The organism is Corynebacterium sp. HMSC075F02 (assembly GCF_001838335.1).
Classification (GTDB): Bacteria; Actinomycetota; Actinomycetes; order Mycobacteriales; family Mycobacteriaceae; genus Corynebacterium; species Corynebacterium jeikeium_D.
Genome location: NZ_KV836306.1, coordinates 80,762 through 107,674 on the forward strand (window position 1 = coordinate 80,762; position 26,913 = coordinate 107,674).

The 26,913-nt window shown below is 58.3% G+C and carries 25 protein-coding genes; 4 read left to right on the forward strand and 21 right to left on the reverse strand.

Annotated elements, in window-relative coordinates; all coding sequences use genetic code 11:
• Positions 1–166: 166 nt before the first annotated feature.
• Together HMPREF2920_RS01460 and HMPREF2920_RS01465 are read right to left on the reverse strand one after the other, a co-directional pair.
• Positions 167–658 (reverse strand): DUF6912 family protein, encoded by a 492-nt coding sequence (locus HMPREF2920_RS01460; RefSeq protein ID WP_038627920.1) that lies wholly within the window; start codon positions 656–658, stop codon positions 167–169.
• On the reverse strand, positions 658–1,068 hold the full coding sequence (locus HMPREF2920_RS01465; RefSeq protein WP_038627918.1) for an HAD-IA family hydrolase: 411 nt from the start codon (positions 1,066–1,068) through the stop codon (positions 658–660). Before HMPREF2920_RS01465 ends, HMPREF2920_RS01460 begins: the two co-directional genes overlap by 1 nt.
• 284 nt (positions 1,069–1,352) lie before the next feature.
• Between HMPREF2920_RS01465 and HMPREF2920_RS01470 the strand changes: the two genes are divergently transcribed.
• Complete coding sequence (locus HMPREF2920_RS01470; protein ID WP_049172812.1) at positions 1,353–1,976, forward strand: hypothetical protein; 624 nt, start codon at positions 1,353–1,355, stop codon at positions 1,974–1,976.
• A gap of 3 nt (positions 1,977–1,979) precedes the next feature.
• Here the strand turns inward: HMPREF2920_RS01470 and secA are convergent, their stop codons facing one another.
• The 9 genes from secA to HMPREF2920_RS01515 all read right to left on the reverse strand — a co-directional run bounded on the left by secA (position 1,980) and on the right by HMPREF2920_RS01515 (position 13,310).
• A complete protein-coding gene (gene secA, locus HMPREF2920_RS01475) occupies positions 1,980–4,682 on the reverse strand; it encodes a preprotein translocase subunit SecA (RefSeq protein ID WP_070545755.1) in 2,703 nt (900 codons plus the stop codon).
• A gap of 161 nt (positions 4,683–4,843) precedes the next feature.
• Positions 4,844–5,503 (reverse strand): ribosome hibernation-promoting factor, HPF/YfiA family, encoded by a 660-nt coding sequence (hpf, locus tag HMPREF2920_RS01480; protein WP_016422210.1) that lies wholly within the window; start codon positions 5,501–5,503, stop codon positions 4,844–4,846.
• Positions 5,504–5,664: 161 nt separating this feature from the next.
• The gene (locus tag HMPREF2920_RS10555) at positions 5,665–5,922 is read right to left on the reverse strand and encodes a hypothetical protein (protein ID WP_141737802.1); all 258 of its coding nucleotides are present in this window, start codon (positions 5,920–5,922) and stop codon (positions 5,665–5,667) included.
• Positions 5,923–6,415: 493 nt separating this feature from the next.
• Positions 6,416–8,257, reverse strand: a complete 1,842-nt coding sequence (locus tag HMPREF2920_RS01490; protein WP_049193303.1) for an LpqB family beta-propeller domain-containing protein — start codon at positions 8,255–8,257, stop codon at positions 6,416–6,418.
• Entirely contained in the window at positions 8,258–9,931 is a 1,674-nt protein-coding gene (mtrB, locus tag HMPREF2920_RS01495; protein ID WP_070429795.1) for an MtrAB system histidine kinase MtrB, read from the reverse strand. It lies immediately after the preceding gene.
• Between the two features lie 78 nt (positions 9,932–10,009).
• Complete coding sequence (gene mtrA, locus HMPREF2920_RS01500; RefSeq protein ID WP_048731669.1) at positions 10,010–10,684, reverse strand: MtrAB system response regulator MtrA; 675 nt, start codon at positions 10,682–10,684, stop codon at positions 10,010–10,012.
• 54 nt (positions 10,685–10,738) lie between these two features.
• Positions 10,739–11,368, reverse strand: a complete 630-nt coding sequence (locus HMPREF2920_RS01505; RefSeq protein WP_069359479.1) for a dTMP kinase — start codon at positions 11,366–11,368, stop codon at positions 10,739–10,741.
• Positions 11,369–11,413: 45 nt separating this feature from the next.
• Positions 11,414–12,868: an adenosylhomocysteinase gene (gene ahcY, locus HMPREF2920_RS01510; RefSeq protein WP_069359453.1), complete on the reverse strand. Its 1,455-nt coding sequence runs from the start codon at positions 12,866–12,868 to the stop codon at positions 11,414–11,416.
• Positions 12,869–12,935: 67 nt separating this feature from the next.
• Positions 12,936–13,310 carry a DUF4259 domain-containing protein gene (locus tag HMPREF2920_RS01515; RefSeq protein ID WP_038627901.1) on the reverse strand — a complete coding sequence of 125 codons (375 nt, stop codon included), beginning with the start codon at positions 13,308–13,310 and terminating at the stop codon, positions 12,936–12,938.
• Positions 13,311–13,660: 350 nt separating this feature from the next.
• Here HMPREF2920_RS01515 and HMPREF2920_RS01520 point away from each other — a divergent pair, with 350 nt between their 5' ends.
• Positions 13,661–14,419, forward strand: a complete 759-nt coding sequence (locus tag HMPREF2920_RS01520; protein WP_069359452.1) for a hypothetical protein — start codon at positions 13,661–13,663, stop codon at positions 14,417–14,419.
• On the opposite strand, the gene manA is transcribed toward HMPREF2920_RS01520, so the two are convergent.
• From manA to HMPREF2920_RS01540, 4 genes are all read right to left on the reverse strand, one after another.
• On the reverse strand, positions 14,416–15,618 hold the full coding sequence (gene manA, locus HMPREF2920_RS01525; RefSeq protein WP_049172794.1) for a mannose-6-phosphate isomerase, class I: 1,203 nt from the start codon (positions 15,616–15,618) through the stop codon (positions 14,416–14,418). The two genes, HMPREF2920_RS01520 and manA, sit on opposite strands and share 4 nt — an antisense overlap.
• Before the next feature lie 86 nt (positions 15,619–15,704).
• Positions 15,705–16,721 carry a hypothetical protein gene (locus tag HMPREF2920_RS01530; RefSeq protein ID WP_049172792.1) on the reverse strand — a complete coding sequence of 339 codons (1,017 nt, stop codon included), beginning with the start codon at positions 16,719–16,721 and terminating at the stop codon, positions 15,705–15,707.
• Between the two features lie 38 nt (positions 16,722–16,759).
• Entirely contained in the window at positions 16,760–18,139 is a 1,380-nt protein-coding gene (locus HMPREF2920_RS01535; RefSeq protein WP_083295704.1) for a phosphomannomutase/phosphoglucomutase, read from the reverse strand.
• Between the two features lie 116 nt (positions 18,140–18,255).
• Positions 18,256–18,663, reverse strand: coding sequence for a DUF3499 domain-containing protein (locus tag HMPREF2920_RS01540; protein ID WP_005509890.1), 408 nt, complete (start codon positions 18,661–18,663; stop codon positions 18,256–18,258).
• Positions 18,664–18,835: 172 nt separating this feature from the next.
• Here HMPREF2920_RS01540 and HMPREF2920_RS01545 point away from each other — a divergent pair, with 172 nt between their 5' ends.
• Complete coding sequence (locus HMPREF2920_RS01545; protein WP_016422197.1) at positions 18,836–19,318, forward strand: metallopeptidase family protein; 483 nt, start codon at positions 18,836–18,838, stop codon at positions 19,316–19,318.
• Between the two features lie 371 nt (positions 19,319–19,689).
• Here HMPREF2920_RS01545 and HMPREF2920_RS01550 read toward each other — a convergent pair whose 3' ends face one another.
• The 4 genes from HMPREF2920_RS01550 to rfbD form a co-directional block, all read right to left on the reverse strand.
• Entirely contained in the window at positions 19,690–20,058 is a 369-nt protein-coding gene (locus tag HMPREF2920_RS01550; protein WP_005510060.1) for a WhiB family transcriptional regulator, read from the reverse strand.
• Between the two features lie 320 nt (positions 20,059–20,378).
• A complete protein-coding gene (locus HMPREF2920_RS01555; protein ID WP_048731655.1) occupies positions 20,379–21,536 on the reverse strand; it encodes a mannose-1-phosphate guanylyltransferase in 1,158 nt (385 codons plus the stop codon).
• Between the two features lie 41 nt (positions 21,537–21,577).
• The gene (locus HMPREF2920_RS01560) at positions 21,578–22,501 is read right to left on the reverse strand and encodes a glycosyltransferase family 2 protein (protein WP_070601206.1); all 924 of its coding nucleotides are present in this window, start codon (positions 22,499–22,501) and stop codon (positions 21,578–21,580) included.
• 11 nt (positions 22,502–22,512) lie between these two features.
• Positions 22,513–23,487: a dTDP-4-dehydrorhamnose reductase gene (rfbD, locus tag HMPREF2920_RS01565; RefSeq protein ID WP_070601208.1), complete on the reverse strand. Its 975-nt coding sequence runs from the start codon at positions 23,485–23,487 to the stop codon at positions 22,513–22,515.
• Positions 23,488–23,671: 184 nt separating this feature from the next.
• Here rfbD and HMPREF2920_RS01570 point away from each other — a divergent pair, with 184 nt between their 5' ends.
• The gene (locus HMPREF2920_RS01570; protein ID WP_070601209.1) at positions 23,672–25,258 is read left to right on the forward strand and encodes an LCP family protein; all 1,587 of its coding nucleotides are present in this window, start codon (positions 23,672–23,674) and stop codon (positions 25,256–25,258) included.
• Here HMPREF2920_RS01570 and HMPREF2920_RS01575 read toward each other — a convergent pair.
• Together HMPREF2920_RS01575 and HMPREF2920_RS01580 are read right to left on the reverse strand one after the other, a co-directional pair.
• Positions 25,255–25,515: a HypC/HybG/HupF family hydrogenase formation chaperone gene (locus HMPREF2920_RS01575; protein WP_049172782.1), complete on the reverse strand. Its 261-nt coding sequence runs from the start codon at positions 25,513–25,515 to the stop codon at positions 25,255–25,257. The two genes, HMPREF2920_RS01570 and HMPREF2920_RS01575, sit on opposite strands and share 4 nt — an antisense overlap.
• 4 nt (positions 25,516–25,519) lie before the next feature.
• A complete protein-coding gene (locus HMPREF2920_RS01580) occupies positions 25,520–26,875 on the reverse strand; it encodes a nickel-dependent hydrogenase large subunit (protein ID WP_070601211.1) in 1,356 nt (451 codons plus the stop codon).
• Positions 26,876–26,913 lie beyond the last annotated feature (38 nt).

Consider the following 26,913-nt stretch of genomic DNA (forward strand, 5'->3'; position numbering starts at 1 on the left):
CGAAATTGTCATTACCCCCGCTTTCCTGCGAAACACCCCCTTTGACATGGAGCTTATCCACACAAAACAATCCCGCCTTTTATACCCCCGCAGAAAAAACTTGTGCCATACAAAAGGGGACTGGGTTCCAAACCCAGTCCCCTTCTTCAACACCAAGCACGCGCTACTACAGGAAGTCGACCACCATGCCGAGCTCAGCTACGTCATACCACGCCAGCGGAATCTCCAGCGCATCGCCGACAGTGAGCTCCGCATCCTCGTCACCGAGATCTGCCTTATCGACGGCTTCAATCGCAGCCTCAACCTTGCTTTCCGCCTCTTCCACATCAATGTGGAGCGCTGCAACGTCGGCAAGCGAAATTGGGCCGCCGACCTTAACCACAGCATCGCCCATATCCGACTGCGGTTCCGCCTCCACATCGACGGAAATGACTACTCGGCGGTGCGGGAACTTCTCTTCTGCAGCATCGAGCAGACGAAGCGACGCACGCGCAGCCTCATCAAAGGCCACATCTGCCAGTTCCTCATCATCGCCCTCAGTAAAGAAATCGCGCAGCGCCTCAGTGACAGCAAAGCCCCAACCACCGCGGGCGTGGAAGAGCTCATCCTCCTTCAGCGCCTCAAGCATAGAGAAAGTCGCTGGGATATAGACACGCATTAGAACTCGCCCTCGAGACCCAGTAGACCGGCAATCTCGACCACTGCGCGGTCGAACTGCTGATAGAAGACTCCCACCATGCCGTTAGAGACGGCAGCATGGATGTTCTCAATCGAATCATCCACCAACACACAGTCCCGGGCCGGCAGTTCAATAGCCGCAGCAGCTGCATTAAAAGCCTCTGCCGAAGGCTTCTCATGGCCAATTTCACCAGAGAGCACAACTGCGTCTACCAGGCCCTCATCTTCGAGCTTGCGAATCGGATCCGCCGATGGGCCACCTGGGTCATTCGACAGGACTGCCAGGCCAACACCATTTGCACGCGCCTCTACCAGCAAATTACGCCAACGTGCCTGGTCTTCATCCGTACCGTCGAGGACACCACAGTAATCGATAATCATTCCGCGCATGGCCTGTAGTTTATCGCATGACCTGCACGTTTGCCTTTTTTCCAGTTCAGCGTGTTAATTGGCTGTTCATTACGCCAATTTATAGACGACCAGAACGGCTTTGACGGAAACCTATAGGGCTATTAACAGCGAGACACTCAGCCCACTTCGCGGCTGTATCTTCTCCCCACCCCCATGCCAGCCGTGAATTCCCCTTCACAAGCTGCACACTTAAAGCACTTGTAGGACAATGGTCTTCAGCAAGGGGGAACTTGCCAATGGAGAGTTTTTAGGGGGATTAATCCATGGCACCAACGTCTCACGTACCAAAATCTCAGACACCGATGCCTTACGCGCTGTCGCACGCCGCTGAGCACCGCTCCAGTGGCAGGGAATCCATTGAACCGGCAACGGGCTTTTCGCTTCTCCACACAATTCAACTCGGCCAGTCAGCTAATGCCGCCGCCTCTCAAACCGCAAAAGTGGCACCGACCTACAGCGGATGCTCGGCTGCCACCGGAGCCGCTGTCATGACGGCATTACCGCCCGTCGCGGCCGCTCCTGCTGCAAAAAAGACGCCGCAAACACCGCACGTCGTCCAGCACTGTGAACAGAATCTGAGACAGGAGCTTGGCACGATTACTCGCCGCGTCTTCGACATCATCGCGGGTCGCAGGCGAGTCAACGATCTACGTCGCATCAATATCGACCCGATTATTCACGCTGCGATACTCACGCTGTCGAAGAACACCAGCCTCAAGGGTGTCGCGTTGCAATCCTTTCACGCCAGCGCTTCCGCGGACGGCAAGAAGGTCGAGTTCCTGGGTAGTTGCCGTGTCGGTCCGCGCGTTCGCGCGTTCACGGGCACTTTCCGCCGCGGAACAGCAAAAACGCGGCCATGGACCATGACCGCGTTTCGGGTGCTTTAGTGCTTAGCGACGGCGCTTGCGAGCCGCCTTCCGACGCTGCGCTCGGTTGCCCTCAGACTCTTGATCCACGCGCTGCTGCTCTGCACTGCCGTCCTCGCTGGGACCGGAGTAGGTCATCTGCTGATTTTGCTCAGCAGCTTCCGTCGGCAGAGCTGGAGCCTGATTCTCCTGTCCCTCAGTGTTTTCCACTGCGGGCATAACCTGCTTACGGATTAGGAACAGCTGACGAACCGATTCTTCCTTGATGCCGTCCATCATCGCGGTGAACATGTCGTAGCCCTCACGCTGGTACTCCACCAGCGGGTCAGCCTGGGCCATGGCGCGCAAGCCAATGCCCTCCTTGAGGTAGTCCATCTCGTAGAGGTGCTCGCGCCACTTCTGGTCCATGACGTTCAGGATGGTGAAGCGCTCGATGTTGCGCATCTGGTCGTCGCCGCCAATTGCGGAGACCGCATCCTCAAGCTGGTCGTAGCTGGCCGAGATGTCCGCGTGCAGAGCCTTGGACAGCTCATCGGCCGAGAGGTCACCCGGGGTACCGAAGTCAGAGCCATCAATGAGCTCTTGCGCGGTAAACGTCGGGCTATAGAGCTGCTCAAGGGCATTCCACAGCTCGTCGAGGTCCCAATCCTCCACGTAACCGTCAGCGGTGGCACCGTTGACATACGCATCGACTACGTCGTCCTGCATGTCACGGACCTGAGTCTTCAAATCCTCACCTTCGAGGATGCGACGGCGCTCAGCGTAGATGACCTTACGCTGCTGGTTCATAACCTCGTCATACTTCAGAACATTCTTACGGATTTCGAAGTTCTGGCTTTCCACCTGAGCCTGGACGCTCTTAATGGAGTTGGAGACAACCTTGGAGTCGATAGGAACGTCATCCGGGACATTCAGAGTGTTCATCAGCGCTTCCATGCGCTGACCGTTGAAGCGAACCATGAGATCATCGCGCATGGACAGGTAGAAGCGGGTAACACCCGGGTCACCCTGACGACCGGTACGACCACGCAACTGGTTGTCAATGCGGCGTGACTCATGACGCTCAGTACCCAGGACGTAGAGGCCACCGGCCTCACGTACCTTGTCAGCTTCTTCCTTCGACTGCTGACGAACACGCTCAATCTCAGCGTCCCACGCCTCTTCGTACTCTTCCGGAGTTTCCACCGGGTCCAGACCACGAGAGCGCAGATTCAGGTCAGCGATGATGTCCGGGTTACCGCCCAGCACAATGTCAGTACCACGACCGGCCATGTTAGTTGCCACGGTAACGCCTCCGAGACGACCCGCCACTGCGACAATCTCAGCTTCCTTCTCGTGGTGCTTAGCGTTCAGCACAGAGTGAGGAATACCTTCGCGCTGCAGGAGCTTGGAAAGGTACTCGGATTTCTCAACTGACGTCGTACCAACGAGAACTGGCTGGCCCTTTTCATGGCATTCGCGGATGTCCTCGACAACAGCGGCAAACTTTGCCTCCTGCGTTTTGTAAATCAGGTCGGGCAGATCCTCACGCTGCTTCGGGCGATTCGGCGGAATCGACATGACGTTCAGCTTGTAAATCTGGTGCAGCTCAGCCGCTTCAGTCTCAGCCGTACCGGTCATACCGGACAGCTTGTCGTAGAGGCGGAAGTAGTTCTGGAGTGTGACGGTTGCCAGCGTCTGGTTCTCGTTTTTAATCTCCACCCCTTCCTTGGCCTCGATTGCCTGGTGCATGCCTTCGTTATAGCGACGGCCTGCCAGCACACGACCGGTGAACTCATCGACAATGAGAATCTCACCATTGCGGATAATGTAATCCTTGTCGCGGGTGAACAGCTCCTTGGCCTTCAGAGCATTGTTCAGGTAGCTGACCAGCGAGGAATTTTCCGGAGCGTACAGGTTGGCAATACCCAGCTGATCCTCAACGAATTCAACACCCTCTTCACGAATACCGATGGTGCGCTTACGCTCATCGACTTCGTAGTGAATGTCGCGCTTCATACGCGGCACGATCTTGGAGAACGCCAGGTACCAGTGCGGATCGCCATCCGCTGGACCGGAAATAATTAACGGGGTACGGGCCTCGTCAATCAGAATCGAGTCAACCTCATCGACGATGGCGAAGTGGTGCCCACGCTGCACCAAATCGTCGAGCGAATGCGCCATGTTATCGCGCAGGTAGTCAAAGCCGAATTCGTTGTTCGTGCCGTAGGTGATGTCGGCAGCATAGGCCTTGCGGCGCTGGTCCGGACTGAGCTCAGAGAGAATCACGGAAGTCTCAAGCCCCAGGAAGCGGTGGACTCGACCCATCCACTCCGCGTCACGCTTAGCCAGGTAGTCATTAACCGTAACGACATGAACACCCTTGCCTGCCAACGCATTGAGGTATGCGGGCAGCACACAGGTCAGGGTCTTACCTTCACCAGTACCCATCTCGGCAACGTTGCCGAAGTGCAGTGCCGCACCGCCCATAACCTGGACGCGGTAGTGCTTCTGCCCCAGCACGCGCCAGGATGCCTCGCGCGCCGTGGCGAAAGCATCCAGAAGCAAATCGTCTACATCGGCACCGTCAGCCAGCTGCTTCTTAAACTCCTCGGTCTTGGCACGGAGTTCATCGTCTGAAAGAGCTGCGTACTCGTCTTCCTTGGCGATGACCTGATCTGCAATATTGCCAAGCCTCTTGACAGCGCGGCCTTCACCAATGCGGAGCAACTTGCTGAGCGAAAACACTAAATTGGGACCTTTCCGGCCGATTCACGTCGAACTTTAATGTGCAACGGTTGATTATACGACGAACCCGCCTTCCCTTCTAAGAGAAGACGGGCTCATGTGAGCAATTACTTACCAATACACAGCTCTGCGCGGTATTGCGTGCTCTTTTTGGTGAAGACTTACTTCTCGTCTTCGTCTGCCAGCTCAATCAGACCGTAGTCGTATGCGTGACGACGGTAGACCACGGACGGACGAGAGGTTGCCTCGTTAACGAAGAGGTAGAAGTCGTGACCGACGAGCTCCATCTCAGACAAAGCATCTTCCACCGTCATCGGAGTTGCGGAGTGCTGCTTGGTACGCACAACCTGACCCGGGGTCACGTCCTCAACCAGATCCTCGTACGGATCAGCCTTTTCCGGAGCCGCTGCCTCAGCCTCTGCAACCAGCGAAGCAGTTGCCTCGCCGACGGACATCGGTGCACGGTGGCCAGAACGGCTAATCTTGCGGCGAGCCTTCACCTTACGCAGGGAGCGCTCCATCTTGCCCAGAGCAGACTCCAGTGCAGCGTAGAAGCTATCTTCCTTGGCTTCCGCACGAGCCAGGTGACCCTTGCCAGTAGCGGTGATCTGAATACGGTCAGAGCGGTCTGCACGGCGCGGATTCGGCTCGTGCTGGAGCTCCACGTGGAAGAAGGTCAAAGTCGGGTCGAGGCGCTCAATCTTCGCCAGCTTCGCCTTAACACGATCTGCGAAGTGCTCTGGAACCTCAACATTGCGCCCGGTGATGGTCACCTGAGCGTTCGGGCTGAGTACCTCGTTGTTGTCAGCAGGTGTGGACACTTGCTACCTACCTCCCGGTATGGCCACCGCCCTTCCGTGAGCGGGATTACTCACGGCGTCTACGGTGACGAGTCTTTCTGCACCCCCAGGATACAGTTCCGGGGGTAACCAATGCCACGTTCCCCTCGTTTATTTTTCGCTTGCCGACGACACCCCTGCGTCTACGCCCGGGCGAGCACCAACACCATGTCGATGCGAATCCCCAATGACGCTGCCACCAACTCGGTTTCCGCTGCAGTGGCACCAGTAGTGGCCACATCATCAACCAGAATTACTGTCGCCTGCGCACAGCGTTGTCGCAGCTTGTCGCTAATTCCGCGCTTGAATTGCGTCAGCGGCACAATGTGGCCAGAAAGATTTCGTCTGCGTTGAGAAGCCCCCAGCTCCGCGGAATCCCGCGTGCGCCCGCCAATGCGCACCAGGGGCAATACCGAACTGGAGGGGAGCTGACTGCAAGCAAAGTCGCAGGCAATTGTTACCGGGTCCCCACCCCGTTGTCGACGGGATGACGATCTTGTCGGCGCGGGAATCAAAATGACGGGGGTAATTTCCGGGGGCATTATATGGCCATCAGAGGCTAGCCTTCGTACCGCAGCGGCGAACACGGCCCCCATGATTCGTCTGGCTTCACCACTGCCCCGTTCTTTGGCCGACAAAATGAGATGTCTCCTCGCACCCGAGTACGGACCGCAGGTCCACGCTGCTGCGCGTAACGCAGCCCGCGGTGAAAACCGCACTGGAGGTTGCTGAAGATCGTCCTTGCAATCGCGACACAGCGTCCCGGAGCAGCCGCACACCGGACAGGTTTCCGGTATCACGAGGCCGATTGCATCGCGGGTAACGTCGTAAAGCACGCGCAGAAATTCCTGCGATGACCTCCCCTGCGCCATTAATCCCCTCCCCGATTTGCGCTTATTCCACAGACACCGGAGCCATTCGACCACGCGCACCCGGAACCTGGCGCCAGAACTGCTGCTGCCCCTCGCTGGAGATCAGCTCCATAACACCGGTGGCATCTAATGCGTAACGCTTCGACGAGGTCGCGGTAACCACAGGAATTGGCGGTGTCAGGTTGAGCTTCGGCAGAACAGAGCTGGTCGCACCGTCCGGGAAGGCGCTCCACATCGGGGTGTCCCCGCTGTAACCGCCCACCGTGACCGTTTGATTCGGCGACCACGTCAGCGACACCGGGGAAACGTTTTCAGGGAGCGGCAGAGCACGCGGGTGCGTCAACTTCCACGGTTTATCGTCATGCCTTTCGATGGTGGCGATATAGACTTCACCAGCGATAATCATCGCTACCTGCGTGCCTGAAGAATCGACGCGGAATTCAGAAATACCGGCGCTCGGGCGCCCCGTGCCTGCGCCGCCGTCAAGAAGGTGATTGAGCTCAGAGGTATCAACCTCCTCCTGCTGAATCCGAGATGACGTCGACTGCCGAACCAGGCGTACGACGGTTGTACCGTCCTTCACTGTCCAGACCGCCTCGGCGTCTGGAGACCATGTCGGACGGGTGAGACTCTCGCCAGTCAGCACAGGAACCGGCTGATCTTGTATTCCGCCGAGCATCAATGTGGACTCCCCGAGGTCATACGACCCAGCACGACCATCCACGGCCGAGCGGAACACGGCGGCAATGAGCTCGCTGCCATTGGGGTTGGTGCCCACTGCCGCGGAGAACACCGCGGTGCTGCCGCTGGCGGTCCAGCCGCGTCCCACAGGTGTGGCGTGGCCGTCAGCGATCTCGTAGATACCGCTGCGGTCGACCGTCCGTAACGGTGCGTTATCAGCCGGTAGATGATTCGGGTCGTAGAGCTGGATTGTGTCGGTGTCCTTCGTCCACGGCTCGTCGTGGCTGGCAACTAGTGGTTCGCCGTCGGCCATGAGGATCCACGGACCACGGAAATCTGCCGAGTCGAGAGTCCAGATAATCTGCGCCGCGAGCATGACACGCAGTTCCTCGGAAACATCACCCAATCCGGTGATTTCGACCCTGCGACCGTCCGCGTTGGACACAGGTCCTGCTTCCACCGCAATTGAGGCATTGGGCTTGAGCACGGTGGTGACGCCCGGCCGCAGTGGTGCTGATGGGCCGTTCTTCAGCTTCGTCAACAGATTGGTCGCGCCATCGGTGACGCCACGATAGAGCCAACGACGATCTGTGACCAAATGATTACCCGCCGGATCGAGGAAATAGATATTGCGAGGCACATTGTTTTCCAGGAATGCCTGACGCTCCATGACAACACCGTCGGGCAGCGAGGAAATGCGCCACTGCCCATCCGAACCAAGCTTCATCTCCACGGTTTCCTCATAGTCACCGGACTGGGGCTCATACGCACCATCAGTACCGAATTGACCAACGCTGCGACCTCGGGCAACGAAGGACTGTCGCGATCCTCCTTCATCCCTCTGGGCGATGAGGTTGACACCGTCGAGAATGCGGGCACTATCCTGCGGTTTCCAACTGGCCGCAAGTTCCGGGGTCATGAAGGCACGCATAGCTTGAAAATCATCAACCGGATGCGCGGCCGCGGCGAAAAAGTCGCGCAGGACAATGTCTGCATTGACATTCGGTCGTGGCTGAGGAACTTCAATACGAACTTGGGGCGGCTCAAACGGACGCAGCACCTGGGGGCTGGTGTTTCTCGGAATGGTGGTACATCCTGCGGCCGTGCCCAAAATGATCACTGAGCTAAGCGCCACTGTCTTACGCAGGACGCGACGAGCCTTTGACTGTTGCTGCGCCGTCATTTAAATATCCTCCTCTCGTGCCTGTCGGGATTCGCTATCGCTAGTCGGCTGCCCCTTACCCTGATCCTGGCTCTTGACTTGCGGTGCAATCGAATCCGATTCCAACTCCCGTGCACCAATTTCCTGCTGATGCGGAATCTGATCGGGCAGCGGCGGAACTTCCAGGCCGAGCGGATGCTCACCGAAGCTCGCATCAGGCTCCAGTGGCACAGTCAGGCGGAAACAGCTACCGACCGTCGGCACGCCAAATGCCTCCAGTTCCCCACCATGCAATTGTGCGTCCTCACGCGCGATCGCCAAGCCAAGTCCGGTCCCGCCGGTGCGTCGGACACGCGAGGGGTCAGCGCGCCAGAACCGGTTAAACACCAGCTCTTGCTGTTCCGGCTTTAGCCCCACACCGTGGTCAACGACCGTAAACGAGACCGCGGAATTGCTCGCCCGCACTGTGACATCCACCGGATTGCCCTCACTGTGGTCAACAGCGTTGGCCATAAGGTTGCGTAGCACGCGCTCGATACGACGCGAGTCGACTGTTGCCATTACCGGTTCATCGGGCAGGTGGAAGCGGATGGGTGTACCGGTCTCCTTAGCCACGACCGTTACCTGCTGATAGGCAGCATCCACGCAGCGACGGACATCGACCTTTTCTGCGGACAGATCAGCAACGCCGGCATCGTGGCGTGAGATCTCAAGCAGGTCATTGAGAAGCATCTCAAAACGCTCAAGCTCCTCATTCATCAGCTCAGCTGCGCGGCGAGTCGCCGGATCGAGGTCCTCAGCGCCGTCAGCAATAAGGTCGGCGGCCATACGCACCGTGGTCAGAGGCGTCCTCAACTCATGCGAGACATCGGAGGTGAACTGTCGCTGCAGACTGCCGTATTCCTCCAGCTGTCTAATCTGCGTCGACAGCGATTCGGCCATCTTGTTAAAGCTCATGGCCAGTCGCGCCATGTCATCTTCACCCTGCACGACCATGCGTTCGCGCAAGTGGCCGTCGGCAAAGCGCTGGGCAATCTGGGCGGCGGAACGCACTGGTGTCGTCACCTGATTGGAGAAGAACCAAGTAATACCGCCGAGAAGCGCCATGATGACTACTGTCGCACCGGCGAGGAGACCACGAACCAACTTAATAGTCGATTCCTCTGCAGCCATAGAGGTGACCAGATAGAGCTCGAGCCCATCAACCGAGGTAGAAGTAGGGCTACCGATAATTAACGCCGAGTACGTATCGCCGCGGTTATCAGTGACTTGGCGTACCTGATACGCAATTTGCCCTTGTCGGACTACTTCATGCAATCGTTCTGGAACATCGGCCTTAATCGGCGATGAAGCCAACACCGTGCCTCGTGGCACCGGCGCCACGAGCAGCGGTTCATAACTTGTCAGTGGCGCAGCACCGGAACCGGCTGCACGGTTCACAAGGGCATCGCGCCCCACGTTGAGAAGAGCTTGCAGCTCGTTGGACGAAGAGTTCTCAATCGCCTGCTCCACCACCGCGCGAGCACGGTCAATTTCCTCGTCGGCAGCGGTAACCTTTGCGTCGATAAGCCGCTGGGTAACAATAGTCGCCAGCGCGAAACCGAGTACCGCAATCACCATCGCGCTCAGTACCACCACAGAGGTCAGAATGCGCGCTTGGATAGACGTGCGCCAGAGCGTAACCGCCCAGGTCACTCCCCTGTTGGTGAAGTCTCGAAGCTTCGTTATTAATCGACGCAAGAATCGGCTCCCACTAAAGCTGACTGACCTTGATTAGTCACCCGTCTTGTACCCGACACCGCGGACGGTCAGCACAATCTGGGGGTTTTCCGGATCCAATTCAATCTTCGAGCGCAGACGCTGAACGTGAACGTTGACGAGTCGGGTATCCGAGGTGTGCTGATATCCCCAGACCTTTTCCAACAACTCATCACGGGAAAAGACCTGCTTCGGACGGGAAGCAAGAGTGTGCAATAGGTCAAACTCCAACGGGGTCAGAGAAATCTCCTTGCCATCGCGGAACACGGCGTGACCGGGCACGTCGATAGTCAGGTCGCCGACCTCGAGGGTCTCACTCGGGCTGTCCTCTTGACGACGCAGCCGAGCGCGCACACGCGCCACGAGCTCCTTCGGCTTAAAGGGCTTCGTGACATAGTCATCCGCACCGGATTCCAGGCCGAGGACCACATCGACCGTGTCGGTCTTCGCAGTCAACATGATGATCGGCACCGCCGATGTCTCTCGCACAGTGCGACAGACATCGACACCACCCATGCCCGGCAACATGAGATCCAGCAGAATCAAATCTGGATTCTCCCGCTCTGCTGCCTTGACAGCTTCGAGGCCATCGTCGACTACTACTGTGTCGAAGCCCTCGCGCTCCATCACCATCGTGAGCATTTCGGCGATGGCCGGATCATCATCAACAACCAGGATTTTTGAGCTCATGCGTCATATTCTAAACGTAAAGCTATCTAGTTCTGTAGTTTCCGGTTGAGGTGGCTAGCGCAGGCGTGCACTGATCCATTCCACAAGACGGTCCGCCCCATCATCCCCCGTAAGCATCAACCATGGTGACTGCCACGAGCCCCCCGCGAACTTCTGGTACGCCGCCAGCGTGCGCTCCTGCAAACCCGAGTCCTTTTCGTAGGTATCCCTAGTTCGCTGCACATCAGCGGCTTCCCGATTGCGTGCGCGGTCGGCTGCCACTCCCACCGACGTGGCCAGACAGACCTGAACGTCGGGAAGCGGAAGCTGGAAATCTCCGAATTCGGTCTTCTCAATCCACTCAACGATCGCCGAATCCTGTGTGCGAGCCAGGGAGTAGGCCGCGTTGGACGCGACGTAGCGGTCGATAATCAGAACATCGTTCTCGCGCGCTGCATCAACAATCGCTTGACGACGTTCTTTGCGGTCCAGAGCGAACAGGAGTGCCATTGCCCAGGCGGAGTCCGCAGTGTCGCCGAGCTGACCGTGCAAGGCTTGATCGGCGAAATCAGCGAAGATTGTCTGCCGGTACGCCGGAAAGGTCATCGATGAAACGGAGTGCCCTTGACTTCGGAGTTGATTGGTAACAGCTGTGACAAGCGTGTTCTTGCCAGCACCGTCGATTCCTTCGACTGCGATAATCAAATTTTTCTCCTCGCACACATGGCTACGGCCTAGCCTTGCTTAGAACTAGTAGCGGTAGTGCTCTGGCTTATACGGGCCCTCGACATCAACGCCGATGTATTCGGCCTGTTCCTTGGACAGCCGGGTGAGCTCGCCGCCAAGTGCCTCGACGTGAATGCGAGCGACCTTCTCATCCAGAATCTTCGGCAGACGATGGACAGAGTTGTCGTACTTATCACCGTTGCAGTAGAGCTCAATCTGCGCGATCGTCTGGTCGGCGAAGGAGTTCGACATTACGAAGGACGGATGTCCGGTGGCATTGCCCAGGTTGAGCAAACGCCCCTCGGAAAGCACGATCAGAGAGCGCTCTTCGCCGTCTGCATGCGGAAAGATGTACTCGGTGACCTGCGGCTTGATCTCCACACGACGGACATCATCGCGATGGTGCAGGCTATGCATGTCAATCTCGTTGTCGAAGTGCCCGATGTTGCCCAGCAGCGCGTGGTTCTTCATCTGCTGCATGTGCTCGAAAGTAATGACGTCCTTGTTGCCTGTGGCGGTGATGACAATGTCGACATCTGCGATGACGCTCTCAGTAGCGACAACGTCGAAACCGTCCATCAATGCCTGCAATGCGTTAATCGGGTCGGCCTCGGTGACCTGAACGCGAGCGCCCTGGCCAGCCAGTGCCTCTGCGCATCCCTTACCCACGTCACCGTAGCCACAGACCAGTACGTTCTTGCCGCCAACCAGCATGTCGGTACCGCGGTTGATGCCGTCCAGAAGGCTGTGACGGGTGCCGTACTTGTTATCGAACTTGGACTTGGTGACCGCATCGTTGACGTTCATGGCCGGGAATGGCAGCACTCCCTGCTCTGCGAAGTGGTAGAGGCGGTGGACACCAGTGGTGGTCTCCTCTGTGACACCCTTGACCGACTCTGCAATTCGGTGCCAACGGCCGGCATCCTTCTCCAGGCTGGCGCGAAGCATGTCCTTGAAGGCAATAAACTCATCCGAATCCGACTCTTCTGCAGGCGGCACCAGGCCAGCATCCTCGAATTCCATGCCCTTAATGACAGCCATGGTGGCGTCGCCGCCGTCGTCCAGAATCATGTTGGCATCTTCATCGCCCCAGTCGAAGATGCGGTCGAGGCACCACCAGTACTCTTCCAGTGTCTCGCCCTTCCAAGCGAAAACCGGAACACCCTGCGGGTCCTCCGGAGTGCCGTTTCGCCCAACGACGACTGCCGCAGCGGCCTCATCCTGAGTGGAGAAGATGTTGCACGAGGCCCAGCGGACCTGTGCGCCCAGCGCCGTCAACGTCTCGATGAGCACTGCGGTTTGAACCGTCATGTGAATGGAGCCGGAAATACGGGCACCGGCCAGTGGCTGCTGCTCCGCGTACTCTTCGCGCAGCGCCATTAGACCTGGCATCTCGTGCTCAGCCAGACGAATCTGGTGACGACCGGCCTCAGCCAGGGAGAGGTCTGCAACCTTGAAATCAATGTTCTTCGAGGACATGTAACGCTTTCTCTAGATTCTTTGACGTGAGATTCTTCTTAAAGAATTACTACTGGGGACGCGAGAGTTACTCTACCGCTTCGACGCAGTTTTCCAGCGCCGCCTGGTCAGACTCACTGAGTTCCCCCAGAAGACTATCGAAGACCTCGGATGCGATAGCCAACGCATCTTCCTCGCTGCCGTGCGCCTCGGAGATTCCCTCCCGGATGAAGCTGTAGTCCTCCACAATGTCACCGCCGCTAAATGGCGCACCATTCCAAATTGCAATGATCACAGCCGCCGCGAGTGCGCATGCTTTCTCATCGCTATTTTCGGAATCCACCCCAATGCGGCCAGCATCAATCAATGCACCAACACGATCCTGTGAGTCGAGATCCTGAACCTCATCGAAGAGTTCAATGACCGAATCGCTACCAAAAATCTCAGTATCCCAGATGGACATGATAGGTGGCCACGCTCCTTTCGCGCTTCGAACCAATAGCCAGTTTTCGCCTATCGACGAGCGCTTTCCAAAGAGCGCTTTTCGACGAGCCCACGGTAATCTGGCCGCCGACCTAAAAGCTGTCGCCTGCACGTACCGCTAGCCGGAAAACCGCATGTGGCCTTACCGAAGTTCTACCCGACTTTTCGTCACTTTTACAGTTCGAGAGACATATTTAATCCCTTCAACACAATTTTCACCCTAGAGAGAAGATAACGGGCATGTTAAGTTAGTTCCCAGACCTCGTAATGCAACTGTTATCTTTTTCGTTACAGGGCGACCTCACGCATGACACGAAAGGAGTACCTACCATGGTGAAGAAGGCTTTTGGAGCTCTTCTGCTTGCAGCCCTTCCCCTGAGCGCTTCGCTCGTAGGCTGCTCCGATAGCAATGCCGCCAAGGGTGCAAATCCGGAAAACGCCGGCTCTCAGTCGGAAATGGAGACCTCTGCTCCACTGCCTCCAGTTCCTAGTGATGCCGAGCTGCAGCAGACCACTGAACCGAATTCAGATTCCTCGCTGACTGAGACGAACGACAGTCTAGTATCTCGTCCGACCACGTCATCGAGCACCGAGATCGTTGAGGATCCGTACCTGCCACCGCAGGCGTACATCCCCCCGACTTCCACAAGCTCAAGTGCGACAACTCCGACGTCGACGACATCGACACCTCCGACGACCACGGAGACCACAGAGCCCACCTCTGACGACGTTTCTTCGCCGACGCCCAGCAAGCCGGTGCCACTGCTACCGGAAGATAACTCGGAAAAGCCGAACGACAGTCTTCCGGAAGGCGATGGTGGTGCAGCAGCTGAGCCGAAGCCGCCTTCATCGCAGGCGCAGTCCCAGTCGGGTACGCAAACCACAACTCCGTCCGAGACTCCTCAGAAGACTCCTTCGAAGGAGCCGACATCCCCGAAGGAGCCGACACCTCCGAAGGACCAGACCCCTTCGACGGAGAAGGACACCACTGGCGGCAATGGGGCTAGCAATAGCAAGATTTCCCCAATCCCGGAAAAGCCGAAGGACTCCGGATTCCTGGGAAATCTCTTCGATAACGACGAGGACTAACCCACCCGCGGGACGGTCGCGACAAAGACGGTTGCCCCGTCTTGGCGCGCAGTCAGCTCAATATCGACTGCGTCGACAGCCGGAACCCAGGCCGCATGGCCGCTGGGAACCTCAACCACGGAGTCGTCGTGACGCAACGCCACCGTGCCCGCTGTAGACAACACAACCGTGGCGGATTCTTCGTCGAGCAGAACATGTTCGCCCGGCTCCAGATCCCGCGAACGAAGGCGAAACTCGCGCACCGGCGCGTCATAGTCATTCCAGCCATCATCGGTCAGCCGCGACTGCAGCACCGGATCTGGCAGCGGTCGGAAAGAGAGCACGCGCAGTAGCTCCACGACATCGACGTGCTTAGAGGTCAGCCCTCCGCGCAGCACGTTGTCGGAGTTGGCCATGATTTCCACGCCCATGCCATTGAGGTAAGCATGCAGCTGTCCAGCACCAAGGTAGATGGCTTCGCCCGGCTGTAAGCGAAGGCGATTAAGCAGCATCGACCCCAGGACTCCCGGGTCCCCCGGATACTTTCGAGCCAATTCGCAAGTGGTCTCGGCTACTCGCGAGAACTCCTCGTCATCGCCACTGTAATCCGCGCACTTGGCAGCCACGGCCTCGACCAGCTCATCGAGGACATCCTGGGGCAACGTCAACCACGTTGTAAACAATGCCCGCAGAGCACTCTCGTCATCGGCGGCATCGAGCAGTCCCATGTAATGGTCGAGCTCCGGTACCGCCAGCGTCGCGAGCAACTCCTTCGTGCGCTCCACCGGGCGGAATCCGGCCAACGCGTCGAAGGTAGTCAGGGCGACAATAAGTTCCGGCTTGTGGTTGTTGTCCCGGTAATTTCGGAAATGTGCAGTGGCCGGAATGCCCTCCGCATTTTCGCGTGCAAATCCCTCCTGAGCTTCTGCCAAGGTGGGGTGTGCCTGCAGCGATAACGGCTCATCGGCTGCGAGCAGCTTCAACAGGAACGGCAGCCTGCCGTTGTCGGTGTCAATTGCATATCCGAGCGCAGCTGCCGGATCCTGCGCAATGAGCTCATCCAGCGGCGTGCCGGCCACCGTGGCCGATGCCAGTGCATGCGCACCAAACCACAGTTCCGCCCAGGGCTTCGATGTGGGAGCGTCCGCACCGGTGATTCTCGCCAAATGTGTACGAGACCCCCAGGGGTACGACTGCAGCACGGGGTCCAACAGCTCCATGCCCGTATCACTCCTCTAATAGTCACTTCTGGCGCGAGCACGCCAATCTCACCGAAGGCCCAAAAGCCTTCGGTGACACCCGGCGATTACGCAGAAAACGCCGCAATCGCACCAACTCTGGCTGCAGCAACACATACTTCAACCAATGGATGATGAGTCTCCGCATCGAGCGCAGGGCACTCCACACGAGCCCATCCAACCTCGCCGTAGTGGTCCCGGTAGTGGCCCACATTGTTCGGCGCAGCTAAAACAATCGCCCCCAACGGTAGCACTGTCGCCCCTTCATCCCCACCATCAATAAACGGGTCATAGAAAATATCGCGGCTTTCCTGGGGTTCTGCAGCGAGCAACGCGCCCACACTAAGAGACAATTCGCTTATCGACGACGCTGCCGAGACCACGCCTGCCTCAAGCATCTGTAACGATGCCAGTTCCGCTACCGGCGCCAGCGCCGAGGTCGTCGACACTGCAAGCATTCTGCGGCCTGCCACCCACTGCGCTACCTGCCGCGCGGGGTTAACTGTTTCATCTCGCTGCGGAGCACAGGCGGCAATATCGGCGTCCACCGCATCAGCGACTTCCTCCACTACCCCGGCCGGAGCCAGGGTGGTGGCACCGCATTCGGTGAGCGCGCTGGCGATGGCACCGACATAGGCGGTAAAGGACGCGGACTCCGCCATCGCCGGGCGCGGAACCACAACCGTATCGGGGCTACCGGCGGCACGCAGTGGCCCTTCACCGGGATCCACCACGACCGTGGCAGCACCTCGCCTATCAGCTTCAGCCAGAGCTGCCCCCAGTGGGCTGCCGGGGTTGTCGTCACAGACGATGACCAAGTCGAGGGCACCGACATAACTGGGCAACTGATGCGCAATTACCACCGGACAGCGGATATCGTCGGCAAGCGCGCGCACGGATTCGGCAGCGAGCTGCGCCCGACGATTTCCCACGAGGATGACCGCACTGCGCGGCAGTGAAAGTTGAGCAAACGCACCCCCGCGAGTCGCGGAAGCAGCAGCTCTGAGACCTGCACCGGCAGTGGCCATACGATAGAACAGGGCCTCTTGGCGCGGGTTATGGGAGGAGTCGAATGACGAGGTCATACTCCCAAGCATGCCTGAAAACGGGCGCGTGGGGTTGATTAACCGCGGATGATGCCGAGAACTTCGTCGACAAGAGCGTCGACCTCAGCACGCGTCGGAGCCTCGACGTTCAGACGCAGCAGCGGCTCCGTATTGGAGGCCCGGACGTTGAACCACGCCTTGGAGTCCGCCAGCTCAATGGTCAGGCCATCCATCCAGTCCGAGGACTCCGTGCGATCGGCAAACGCGGCCTCGATTTCCTTCTGCTTGGCCTGCTGCTCCTCGGCACTACCCAGGCGGGAGTTAATCTCACCGGAGGCCTCGTAGCGGTTGTACTCGGCCATGAATTCACTCAGCGGCTTATCCTGCTCGGCCAGTGCGGCCAGGACATGCATGGCAGCCAGCATGCCGGAGTCTGCGTTGAAGAATTCCTTGAAGTAGTAGTGCGCTGAATGCTCGCCACCAAAAACAGCACTGTGCTCGGCCATTTGCGCCTTAATAAAGGAGTGCCCAACACGGGTACGAACCGGGGTTCCGCCGTTTTCCACAATCATCTCCGGCACGACGTGCGATGTGATCAGGTTATGGATGATAGCCGCACCCGGGTTCTGCTCCAGGTAGCGGGTGGTCACCAACGCACAGATGGCCGATGGGCTGACCGGGTTGCCCTTCTCGTCGACGACGAAGCAGCGGTCAGCGTCGCCATCGAAGGCAATACCGATGTCTGCGCCCTGCTCCACCGTAAACTTCTGTAGGTCAACGAGGTTGGCGGGCTCCAATGGATTGGCCTCGTGATTCGGGAAGTTGCCGTCGAGCTCAAAGTAGAGATCAGCAACATCCATGTCTTCTCCGAGCACTGCCGGAACTGTCAGTCCCCCCATACCGTTACCGGCATCGACTGCAACCTTCAGGCGACGGCCGGAGCGAATGTCGACCAGCCCATGGAGGAACGCCGCGTAATCCTGCAGAACATCCTCACGATCAATTTCGCCCGGAGTGCCGGTGTACTCCGGAATTCCGTCGACAAGCAGGTCCTTAATCTGAGCAAGCCCTGTCTCCTGCCCGATTGGGCGGGCCAGCGAACGGCACATCTTGATGCCGTTGTATTCAGCTGGGTTGTGGCTGGCAGTGAACATCGCGCCCGGGCATTCCCTTACTCCGGAGGCGAAATACAGCTCGTCCGTAGAGGTCAGGCCGAGCAGGGTGACATTGAGCCCCTGCGCTGCCGCGCCATCGGCGAAACTAGCCGCCAACTCCGGCGAGGACTCACGCATATCGTGGCCAACTACGACACGCGTTGCGCCCTCTGAACGCATGATGTGCCCAAAGGCGGCGCCGATGGCTCCGACGAGGTCCGCGTCGATGCCCTCACCGACAACACCGCGCACGTCATAGGCCTTGATGACGGCATCCAAATCGGAACGATTGTAAGTGCCCACGAAAAACCTCTCTGGGTAAGTATCAGTTTTGTGAAAAATGATACTAGCCCCAGAGAGGCTCTCACAAAGAAATGCCGCGGCAAGATGGCATGAGCTGGGGCACGGCGCCCGACCCGTTAGTCGTCCGAATCCTCCGGATCGCGAACTACATGCAGGTGACCGCGCGCGGATTTCCGCGTCGACGGGTGACGGCTGGAATCAATCTTGTAGGTCTGAGGACGGTTGTCGACCTCATCCCGCAGCACCAGGCCAGTCGCGTTGCGGCCAGCTTCACGGACGGCTTCCGCCAATGCGGTCAAATCATCATCGTCCTGGGCGGGCGTCGGCACGTCGTAACGCACGAGCTCCCAACCCAGCGGTGCGGTGATGGAACGCGCGTGCTTCTCACAGAGATCCCAGCTATGCGGTTCGGACGCGGCGGCGAGCGGCCCCACCACAGCCGTCGACTCCGCGTAGGCATACGTCAACGTAGCTACGGCAGGTTTGCCACAGCCGGGCCGGCAACAACGTCTAAAAACACTCACGGCATCAAAGTCTAGACCCTAACTTTAAGTTTCGATAGTTTTTCTCCCACTCCGGGCGTTTTTCGCTTTCCGACGCTCCCCGGGGCACCCCAGCCTTACCCAGCAAACCCGCGACATGGCCGAAAGTTGACCTCACCCACGTTGACAGGCCGACCGATTATGCTCAACAAATATGAATTCATCGGCTTATACTCCGCGCTCTTTGCGACGCTCACTGCGACGCGGTCGCGGACCTCGGGGACCTCTGCTGCCGCCGGAAGTACCTCGTTGGAAGAGCCGTTCAGAAGCTTTTGACCAGGCGGTTATTGACGCCTATGCCCCATTGGATCAGCGCTGGTCCCGACAACTGTCGCACCTGGACATCGCCATCGACACGATTCCTCGCATGCAGTTGCGCCCGGACATGTACTTCCCGGAAGAGATTGTCGCTGATGGACCTGTTCCGCTGGGACGACTTATCCCTGCTGGCATTGACCGCGTAGGCAACCCCACCCGCCCCTGCGTAGTAGTGTTCCGCCGCCCCATTGAGCGCCGTGTCTCGGGCCGAGTGGAACTGGACCAGATGCTGCAATATGTACTGACCCGCCTGGTAGCGGTATATCTGGGCATTGACCCGGTTGAGGTGGACCCTAGTTTCAACGAGAACTTCCTGTAGAAAGCTTTCTCCTAAGGAGCTCCCTAGAGACCGGGTTAATAGACAAACAGTGTGTGATTCTCAAGATAGTAACTGGTCAGGCCCCATAAATTACCGGCTGCACGCGTGAATACGGGCTGCAAATGTGAAACTGTGTGAGTTTATGACACTTTCAGGCCATTTTTCGGGCGATTTTTGTCATAAACGCAGTCAGTAACTCGGATTGAGGGCTAAGCGGCAAAAGGGCCCACCCAGCGACATGCTGAGCGGACATATTTTCGTCTATTAACCCTAGAGAGCAGGAAAAACTCGTTCACCGAAAAATCCCCCAGGGTATTACCCAAGGGGAAACTGCGAGGTCGAGCGAGGGATAAAATGCAGACCCGGCTGCCCTAGCCAATCTGCCGCTTCAAACGGCGGCGCTCACGCTCAGAGAGGCCACCCCAAATACCGAAGCGCTCATCATGCTCGAGAGCAAACTCCAGGCATTCATCTCGCACACCACAAGCACGACAAATACGCTTTGCTTCGCGAGTGGATCCACCCTTCTCAGGGAAGAAAGCTTCTGGATCGGTCTGGGCACACAGAGCTTGCTCCTGCCAGTCCTGATCGACGGCTTCAAACAACCCCGAAAGGTCATCTGCCCACTCTGTCAACGGCCGAGGCTGGTTTTCAGAGGAGCTATCATTCACAGCGATGTCACCCGCATTCGTCTCACTATCCACAGCAGAGCCGCCATCAAACATGCTGGACTTTTCCATGCCGAGGGCCTCCTGATGGTTGTTGCTGCGGGTCTTTAAATTGGGCTTAGTGTGCGAAACACACATTTGTGATTACACACGTGTAACCCACCATCGGTCAAGCCGAATAGAGAATTTGCCCCAATACTTTTCATTGCCCCTGAAGCCCCTCCCCCCGCGTTGGGGATTAAGTTCAGGTTGAAGGATGGCCCCCGGACTCTAAACCTGCCACCTGAACTCAATCACATTCGCCACATGCCTCTCACCGGCACCTTTGGCGACACTTCGGCAATTCTAATCAGATATTGCCGACAAAAGTCTGACACGCCGAAGGCTGCAGACTAGACATCCGTCGAAAAACGTACTCCGTGATCGGGGATCTGGACACCCGGCCACACACGGATACCGTTGATCAATTCACAGCGCGCACCAACGACGGCACCCTCGCCGATAATGGCATCACTGATGACCGTCCGCGGGCCAATATCGGCGCCATCGGCAATCACAGAGCGCTCAATCACAGCACCGGCACCGATGCGTGCGCCGTCGAAGATCACCGATTGATCAATCCGAGCTCCCGCACCAATCTCCGCCCCACGTCCGACGACAGAGCCACCGTAGAGAAGAGCGCCGCCACCGACCGACGCTGATTCGTCGACAAGCGCTTCGCCGTGCTTACCCTCTAGTAGCGGTGACGGCGCGATACCGCGGACCAAATCGGAGGAGCCGCGGACGAAGTCACCCGGAGTCCCCATGTCACGCCAGTAGGCGTAATCAACGTGACCGTAGACGTTCATACCGCGGTCAAGCAGCGCTGGGAAGATTTCACGCTCAACGCTAATAGGACGACCAGCCGGAATCGATTCGATAATCTCGCGGCGGAACACGTAGATACCGGCATTAATCTGATCGGTTGGCGGATCCTGGGTCTTCTCCAGGAACTCCAGGACGCGCCCATCCTCATCGGTCGGGACACAGCCGAACGCGCGTGGATCCGGCACACGTACGAGGTGCATCGTGACGTCCGCATCCTTCTCCGCGTGAGTACCCAACACCGCACGCAAGTCGGTACCGCCGAGGACATCGCCGTTGAAAATCATCGCGGTGTCATAGCGCAGCTTGTCTAGGACGTTTCGGATACCGCCACCGGTACCCAGCGGCTCAGCTTCAAAGACATATTCAATTTCGAGACCCAAATCCGAACCATCGCCGAAGTGTTCTTCAAATACTTCAGCTCGGTAGGAGGTGCCCAATACCACGTGCTTCATACCTGCTGCACGAATGCGGCCAAGCAGATGCTCCAGGAATGGATGCCCTGCCGTGGGCAGCATCGGCTTCGGCGTATTCACGGTAAGGGGACGCAAACGCGTACCTTGCCCGCCGACCAGAATGACAGCGTCAGTCTGTTCAGCCAACGTGGCTCCCGCCTGCTGTGCAGCATCCGCTCCCGGCTGGAAGGCGGAGCCATGCCCAGCACTCGGACGAACTTCGGTAGTCATGAAATCGGTAACTTTCTTCGATGGATCATTCCAACAGTTAATTAATTCCTACGCTTTTTGACCGCGATTATGACTTTGCCACGCAGGAACAGCCCCAAACGCAATGCCAGTCGCACAGGTGCCAGCGCCGGCCCCGGCAGGCGATCTGACATAAAACGGTATGCCGACTCGTGATGGGCCTTTACGGTAATTTCCGGGTGCTTACTGGCAGAATGCCCCTGCGCGTGACGAATCTCTGCACGGGGACAGAAAACATTGCTCCAACCGGCCTTGCCCAGTCGGTCACCCAAATCCACGTCCTCCATGTACATGAAGTAGCGGGTATCAAAGCCATCAATCTGGTCGAACGCATCCCACCGCAGCAGCAGGCACGCGCCCGACAACCATCCCGCCGATCGCTCACGATCCATATCCGTGTCATCCCGGTAGCGCCGTGAGAAAGGGTTAGTAGGCCAGATATCGGCAAGCAGCGCGTGCCCGATACCGCTGACAAGTTTAGGAACCGCGCGCGCCGACGGGTACACGCTGCCATCCGCCTCGCGAATCAGCGGACCAATCGCTCCAGCTTTGGGATTGCGCTGCGCGCATTCCAACAGAACATCGATTGCGCCAGGGGCAAACACCACGTCAGGATTGACCAGCATGACGTAATCAGGATTGATTTCACCAGCACGGCGAGCCCGCCCCAGCTCCGCAATGCCACGGTTGGCGGCCGCGCCATAGCCAATGTTGCCGCCGGTGCGCAGAAGCTGAACATCCGCTCCGGTCTCCTTGGCCCGAGCTTCTTCCTTCTCCACGGAACCATCCGTCGAGCCGTTGTCGGCCATAATCAGACGCGTGGAGGCACTGGCGGCGGGGCCCAGCGAATCCACCAGCTTGCTCAGGTGCTCACCGGGCGAAAAGGTCACGGTGACCACACCGAGCGGAAGCTGCGAGGGTTGCGGGGAATTCGAGGTTTCAATCACAAACCTAGACCCTAGGTCAGGACTGCCCGCAAAGTGTCCTGCCACTCCGGAAGCGCATGTAGACCTACCTCACTCCATGCCGAACCATCCAACACGGACCAGGCCGGACGTGGGGCCGGACGTGGGAACTCACTGCTGGTACAAGCCACCACACGCTGCGGATCGTGACCGGTGAGCCGAAACACTTCGCGAGCCACCTCGAACCATGTCGCCTCACCGCTGCCCGTGACATGGAAGGTGCCGGTCGGTGCGCTGCTCGGTTCGGACAACACACGTTCGGACAACTCCCAGACAGCTCCGGCGAGATCACCGACAAATGTGGGGTTTCCGTGCTGATCGTCAACGACCTTAATAATTGCCGGATTGCCTTTGTCGTCAGTCGCCGTCTCTGCCAGACGCATCATCGTGGAAACGAAGTCCTTGGCCTCCGGCTGTGTGGGCCCCGACCAGACCCACGCCGTGCGCAAAATAGCGAAACGCGCACCCGAATCACGCACATTATTCTCCCCCACTAACTTGGTACGTCCATACATAGTCTGAGGCGCGGTGAAATCATCAACTCGCAGCGCTCGGCGCTGCCCCGTCATCTCATCGATTGCTACATCACCGAAGACATAGTCGGTGGAGATGTGAATGAGATACGCGCCTTCTTTTTTCGCCCGAGCCGCCAAGTACTTCGGTCCGAGTGCATTAATAAGGTGCGCCGAACCGGGATCGGATTCTGCGCCATCGACATCGGTCGCCGCTGCCGCGTTAATGATGATGCCGACGTCGTCAAGCAGAGGCGTTGCCTCCACAGCAGCCGAATCAGTGATATCCAACTGTGCCCGAGTGAGAGCGCGCACCTCAACACCGGCGGCAAAAGAATCACACTGAAGCGCAGTACCCAGCTGTCCCGCCGCACCAGTTATGGCGACAATGGGACGCCGCGAGTTGCTGTGGGTTGGTCCATGAGTGGCGAAATGCGAGACTGAAATTTCAGACATATTCTTCTTTATCACTATCGTAGATACGATTGACACTGTGTTGAGGTGTAACCGCACACGGTTGGACGGTTAAGGTTTATGTAGTTTCCGCAGCTGCTTACTGCGCTCCACGATGTGTGGAATGCCCACGCAGACTTGCAGCACAAATTATATTTTCGAAAAACGGTTTAAGAGGAGCCCCGGTTTGAGCAGCCACACGCCACGCGCGCGTCACGCACGCGATATTCAAGCGCCACCGTCCTCTGCAGAGAGTACAGCCCAGGCTTGGCCGCCGATGCTACGCAATGCGCTTGTGCTGCTCTCAGCCATTATCCTGGTTATTTCCGCAGTTGGCTGGTGGACACTTGGTAGAACCACCGACAACTTGGGTTCGGGTGGCGACTTCGGTCTGGGCAGTGAGAAGGACGGTGCAACCGATATTCTGCTCGTCGGCTCCGACTCTCGCACCGATGCCCAGGGCAACCCGCTGACTCCGGAAGAAGTTGAGCTTCTGCGTGCCGGCGACGAAGAAGCCACGAATACAGACACGATTATTGTGATTCGTGTTCCTGCCGATGGTTCTTCAGCGACGGCAATTTCCATTCCGCGCGATACCTATGTCCACACCAATCGCCTAGGCAACACAAAGATTAATGGCGTCTACGGCAACACAAAGCAGATGGTCGAAGAGGAACTCGCAGGAAGCGGCGCCTCGCCGGAAGACATTGAGCGTCGCTCGACCGAGGCCGGACGTAGAGCTCTAATTGAAACCATTAGCGATCTCAGCGGTATCACCGTTGACCACTACGCAGAAGTTGGCCTGCTCGGCTTCGTCCTGCTCACCGATGCCATTGGTGGTGTCGATGTATGTCTGAATGAGGCTGTCTACGACGAGTTCTCGGGTGCAGATTTCCCAGCGGGCTCACAGACGTTGAAGGGTGCCGACGCGCTCTCATTCGTCCGCCAGCGCCACGGCCTGCCCCGCGGTGACCTCGACCGAATTACTCGCCAGCAGGTCTTCATGGCCTCGTTCACCAATAAGCTGCTCGGCGCTGGCACGCTGTCTAATCCCGCGAAGCTGTCTGAACTGGGCAACGCCGTCCAGCGCTCGGTGGTGCTCGACGACAACTGGGATGTCACCGGATTTGCCACCCAGATGCAGGGCCTCAGTGGTGGCAACGTGAAGTTTGAAACTATCCCGGTGACCTCGATTGACGGTGTCGGTGACTATGGCGAGTCGGTGGTCACAATCGATAAGGGCCAGGTTCACAAGTACTTCGAGACCCTGCTGGGCACCAAGGAAGAAAAAGCTCCGGCGAAGGAAGAAGACGAAAAGAAGGCTGACCCCAACGCGGCTGAAACTACGGTCAGCGTTTACAACGCCACAGGCATTGAAGGTTTGGCCAGCGGCGTCTCAGGTTTCTTAACAGAAAAGGGCTACACCCAGGGAGAGGTCGGCAACGCTGAGTTCGCCGGCGTTGCCTCCAGCCAGATCAATGCGGCTGACCCAGAGGATCCGGCAGCTCAGGCCATTTCTGAAGCACTCGGTGGCGTACCGATTGTCCACGATCCATACCTCGATCCGCACCACATCTCAGTGACGATTGCCGGTGACTACGACGGCCCAGGATTGACATCAGAGGGAATGGCCACTGATTCGGGCGACGGTGCCGAACCTGCGCCTGAAGTTGAAGATGGTTCCAATGGCGACATCATCGGCCAAGAGGGCGGCGAAATTCCGCAGGAAGATCGCCCCGCTATTGACGCCGCTGGCGTGACCTGCGTGAACTAGGTCCGCCCCTTCGGGGAGACCTCAGCGACATGTTCGATGAGGTTATATTCCTCAATTGCGGCTAAGGACTCCTTGGCCTCCTGTTCGTCCAGCACGTTCATGATGAACCCGTTCTGGACGAACACCCAATCACCTGCCACCAGCTCAGGCACGTACATTGCCGAGCATTGCCGCTTCTGCCCCGCCATATCCACTGTCGCCATCGGCAGTGGACCATCGGCTATTGCCAAAACCCGGGCAGGAATTCCAAGACACATCGTGTTACTTCGTCCTCTCCGCTACAGTCGGGGCGTCCGCCGAACCACGGCTATCCGTTGTCATATTGTCCGCAGGTGCACCGGCATGTTCCTGCATCGTGAATGTCATCACTCCCGCAGGTGCCGAACTACACGGTAAGCACGGATCAGCGGCCCAGATGGACTTCTCGACCCCCGCAGCCTCTCCGCCGCCGCACAGCTGCTCGGTGAGCATACGAGTCAGCCAGGGTTCGTTCTGCGCAGTTGGTGTCATGATCTGACAATCCGTGATGATGCCGTCAGCCCCTGCCGTATAGCGATGCACTAACAGCCCGCGCGGCCCGTCAATCATCCCGACACCACTGCGATGCCCTTCAAAGTCAGCATTCTCAATCGCTGTCGCAGCATTCGGATCGCACACATGCTCGCCGAGCAGTTCCCCGTCGGAAAGCACCCGCCTCGCCCAAGCCACGGTGTCAGCGAGAAGCTGGCGTTGGGCGTCGCGTGGGCTCACCCCACGCTTATCGACGACAACCTGCCTGGAGACCGGCCCCACCCGGTAGAAATCGGCCTGCTCACCTTCACAGCCATCCTTGCCCAGCTCCTTCGAGGCATCAAACACCGGTCTGGGAGCGGCATCGCCCGGACGGGATTCCCGAACACGTGTAGGCCAATCAGCAGCCGGGAAAATCTGCGCTGCGGTATCGGTGTCGTGCCGCGCGACTGCCAGGTAATTTCCCAGCGGAGCCAGCTCACCGTCAGCGTCGACGACTGCGACGTCGAGACCGTCAAAAGTATCCGTCCAAGCATCAGAAGCATCGGGGGCGGCAAGAAGCTCCACTTCCTTGATTACCGCCGTCTCAGCTAGCGCCTCTAGGGCACTTTCTGCCTCAGAAACAAGCGTCTTATCCACTGCCGCGCGCACACCGCCGGGGACGGCGACATCTGGGAAATGCGACGGTGCCCCCGCTGCACGCATCAGAGCTTTTCCGGCACGCTTCATTGTCCGCGCCCCCTCGCGGTCGACGGCCACAAACTTGGTCGCTAGATTATCCAAGGTCGACCCGGCCACCAGCAGCTCTCGAATCAACTGTGCGGTTCGGGGAATGTCGGAAATCCTGTAGAGGTCCTCCACCGCCCGTACGCCTGCAAGATGATGCACAACCGGGCACAGGCCACACAGCCGCTTGGTGATATCTGGCACATCCAATGCCTGCTTGCCCACGAGCATCCCGTCGATACGCGGCAGCCCTGAAAGGTCGAAGGACACCTGTGTGATGGCACCGTTGTCATCGCGATAGACATCCAGTCGTGCCTCGAATGGGTCAACAAGCTCATCGAGCTGGATGTGCTGGGTAGCCGGAACGGATTTGGATGACATGGTCCGCCTGCGCCTCCTTCGCGCTGAGTGCTTCGCCA

Coding starts and splice junctions, on each gene's coding strand:
- HMPREF2920_RS01465 (WP_038627918.1), bottom strand. CDS start 1,068: ATGCGCGGAATGATTATCGATTACTGTGGTGTCCTCGACGGTACGGAT.
- rfbD (WP_070601208.1), bottom strand. CDS start 23,487: ATGTCTGAAATTTCAGTCTCGCATTTCGCCACTCATGGACCAACCCAC.
- mtrA (WP_048731669.1), bottom strand. CDS start 10,684: ATGAGCTCAAAAATCCTGGTTGTTGATGATGATCCGGCCATCGCCGAA.
- HMPREF2920_RS01550 (WP_005510060.1), bottom strand. CDS start 20,058: ATGGAAAAGTCCAGCATGTTTGATGGCGGCTCTGCTGTGGATAGTGAG.
- HMPREF2920_RS01580 (WP_070601211.1), bottom strand. CDS start 26,875: ATGTCATCCAAATCCGTTCCGGCTACCCAGCACATCCAGCTCGATGAG.
- HMPREF2920_RS01555 (WP_048731655.1), bottom strand. CDS start 21,536: ATGACTACCGAAGTTCGTCCGAGTGCTGGGCATGGCTCCGCCTTCCAG.
- HMPREF2920_RS01490 (WP_049193303.1), bottom strand. CDS start 8,257: ATGACGGCGCAGCAACAGTCAAAGGCTCGTCGCGTCCTGCGTAAGACA.
- HMPREF2920_RS01460 (WP_038627920.1), bottom strand. CDS start 658: ATGCGTGTCTATATCCCAGCGACTTTCTCTATGCTTGAGGCGCTGAAG.
- HMPREF2920_RS01530 (WP_049172792.1), bottom strand. CDS start 16,721: ATGACCTCGTCATTCGACTCCTCCCATAACCCGCGCCAAGAGGCCCTG.
- HMPREF2920_RS01575 (WP_049172782.1), bottom strand. CDS start 25,515: ATGTGTCTTGGAATTCCTGCCCGGGTTTTGGCAATAGCCGATGGTCCA.
- HMPREF2920_RS01520 (WP_069359452.1), top strand. CDS start 13,661: ATGGTGAAGAAGGCTTTTGGAGCTCTTCTGCTTGCAGCCCTTCCCCTG.
- HMPREF2920_RS01470 (WP_049172812.1), top strand. CDS start 1,353: ATGGCACCAACGTCTCACGTACCAAAATCTCAGACACCGATGCCTTAC.
- HMPREF2920_RS01545 (WP_016422197.1), top strand. CDS start 18,836: ATGAATTCATCGGCTTATACTCCGCGCTCTTTGCGACGCTCACTGCGA.
- ahcY (WP_069359453.1), bottom strand. CDS start 12,868: ATGTCCTCGAAGAACATTGATTTCAAGGTTGCAGACCTCTCCCTGGCT.
- HMPREF2920_RS01515 (WP_038627901.1), bottom strand. CDS start 13,310: ATGTCCATCTGGGATACTGAGATTTTTGGTAGCGATTCGGTCATTGAA.
- manA (WP_049172794.1), bottom strand. CDS start 15,618: ATGGAGCTGTTGGACCCCGTGCTGCAGTCGTACCCCTGGGGGTCTCGT.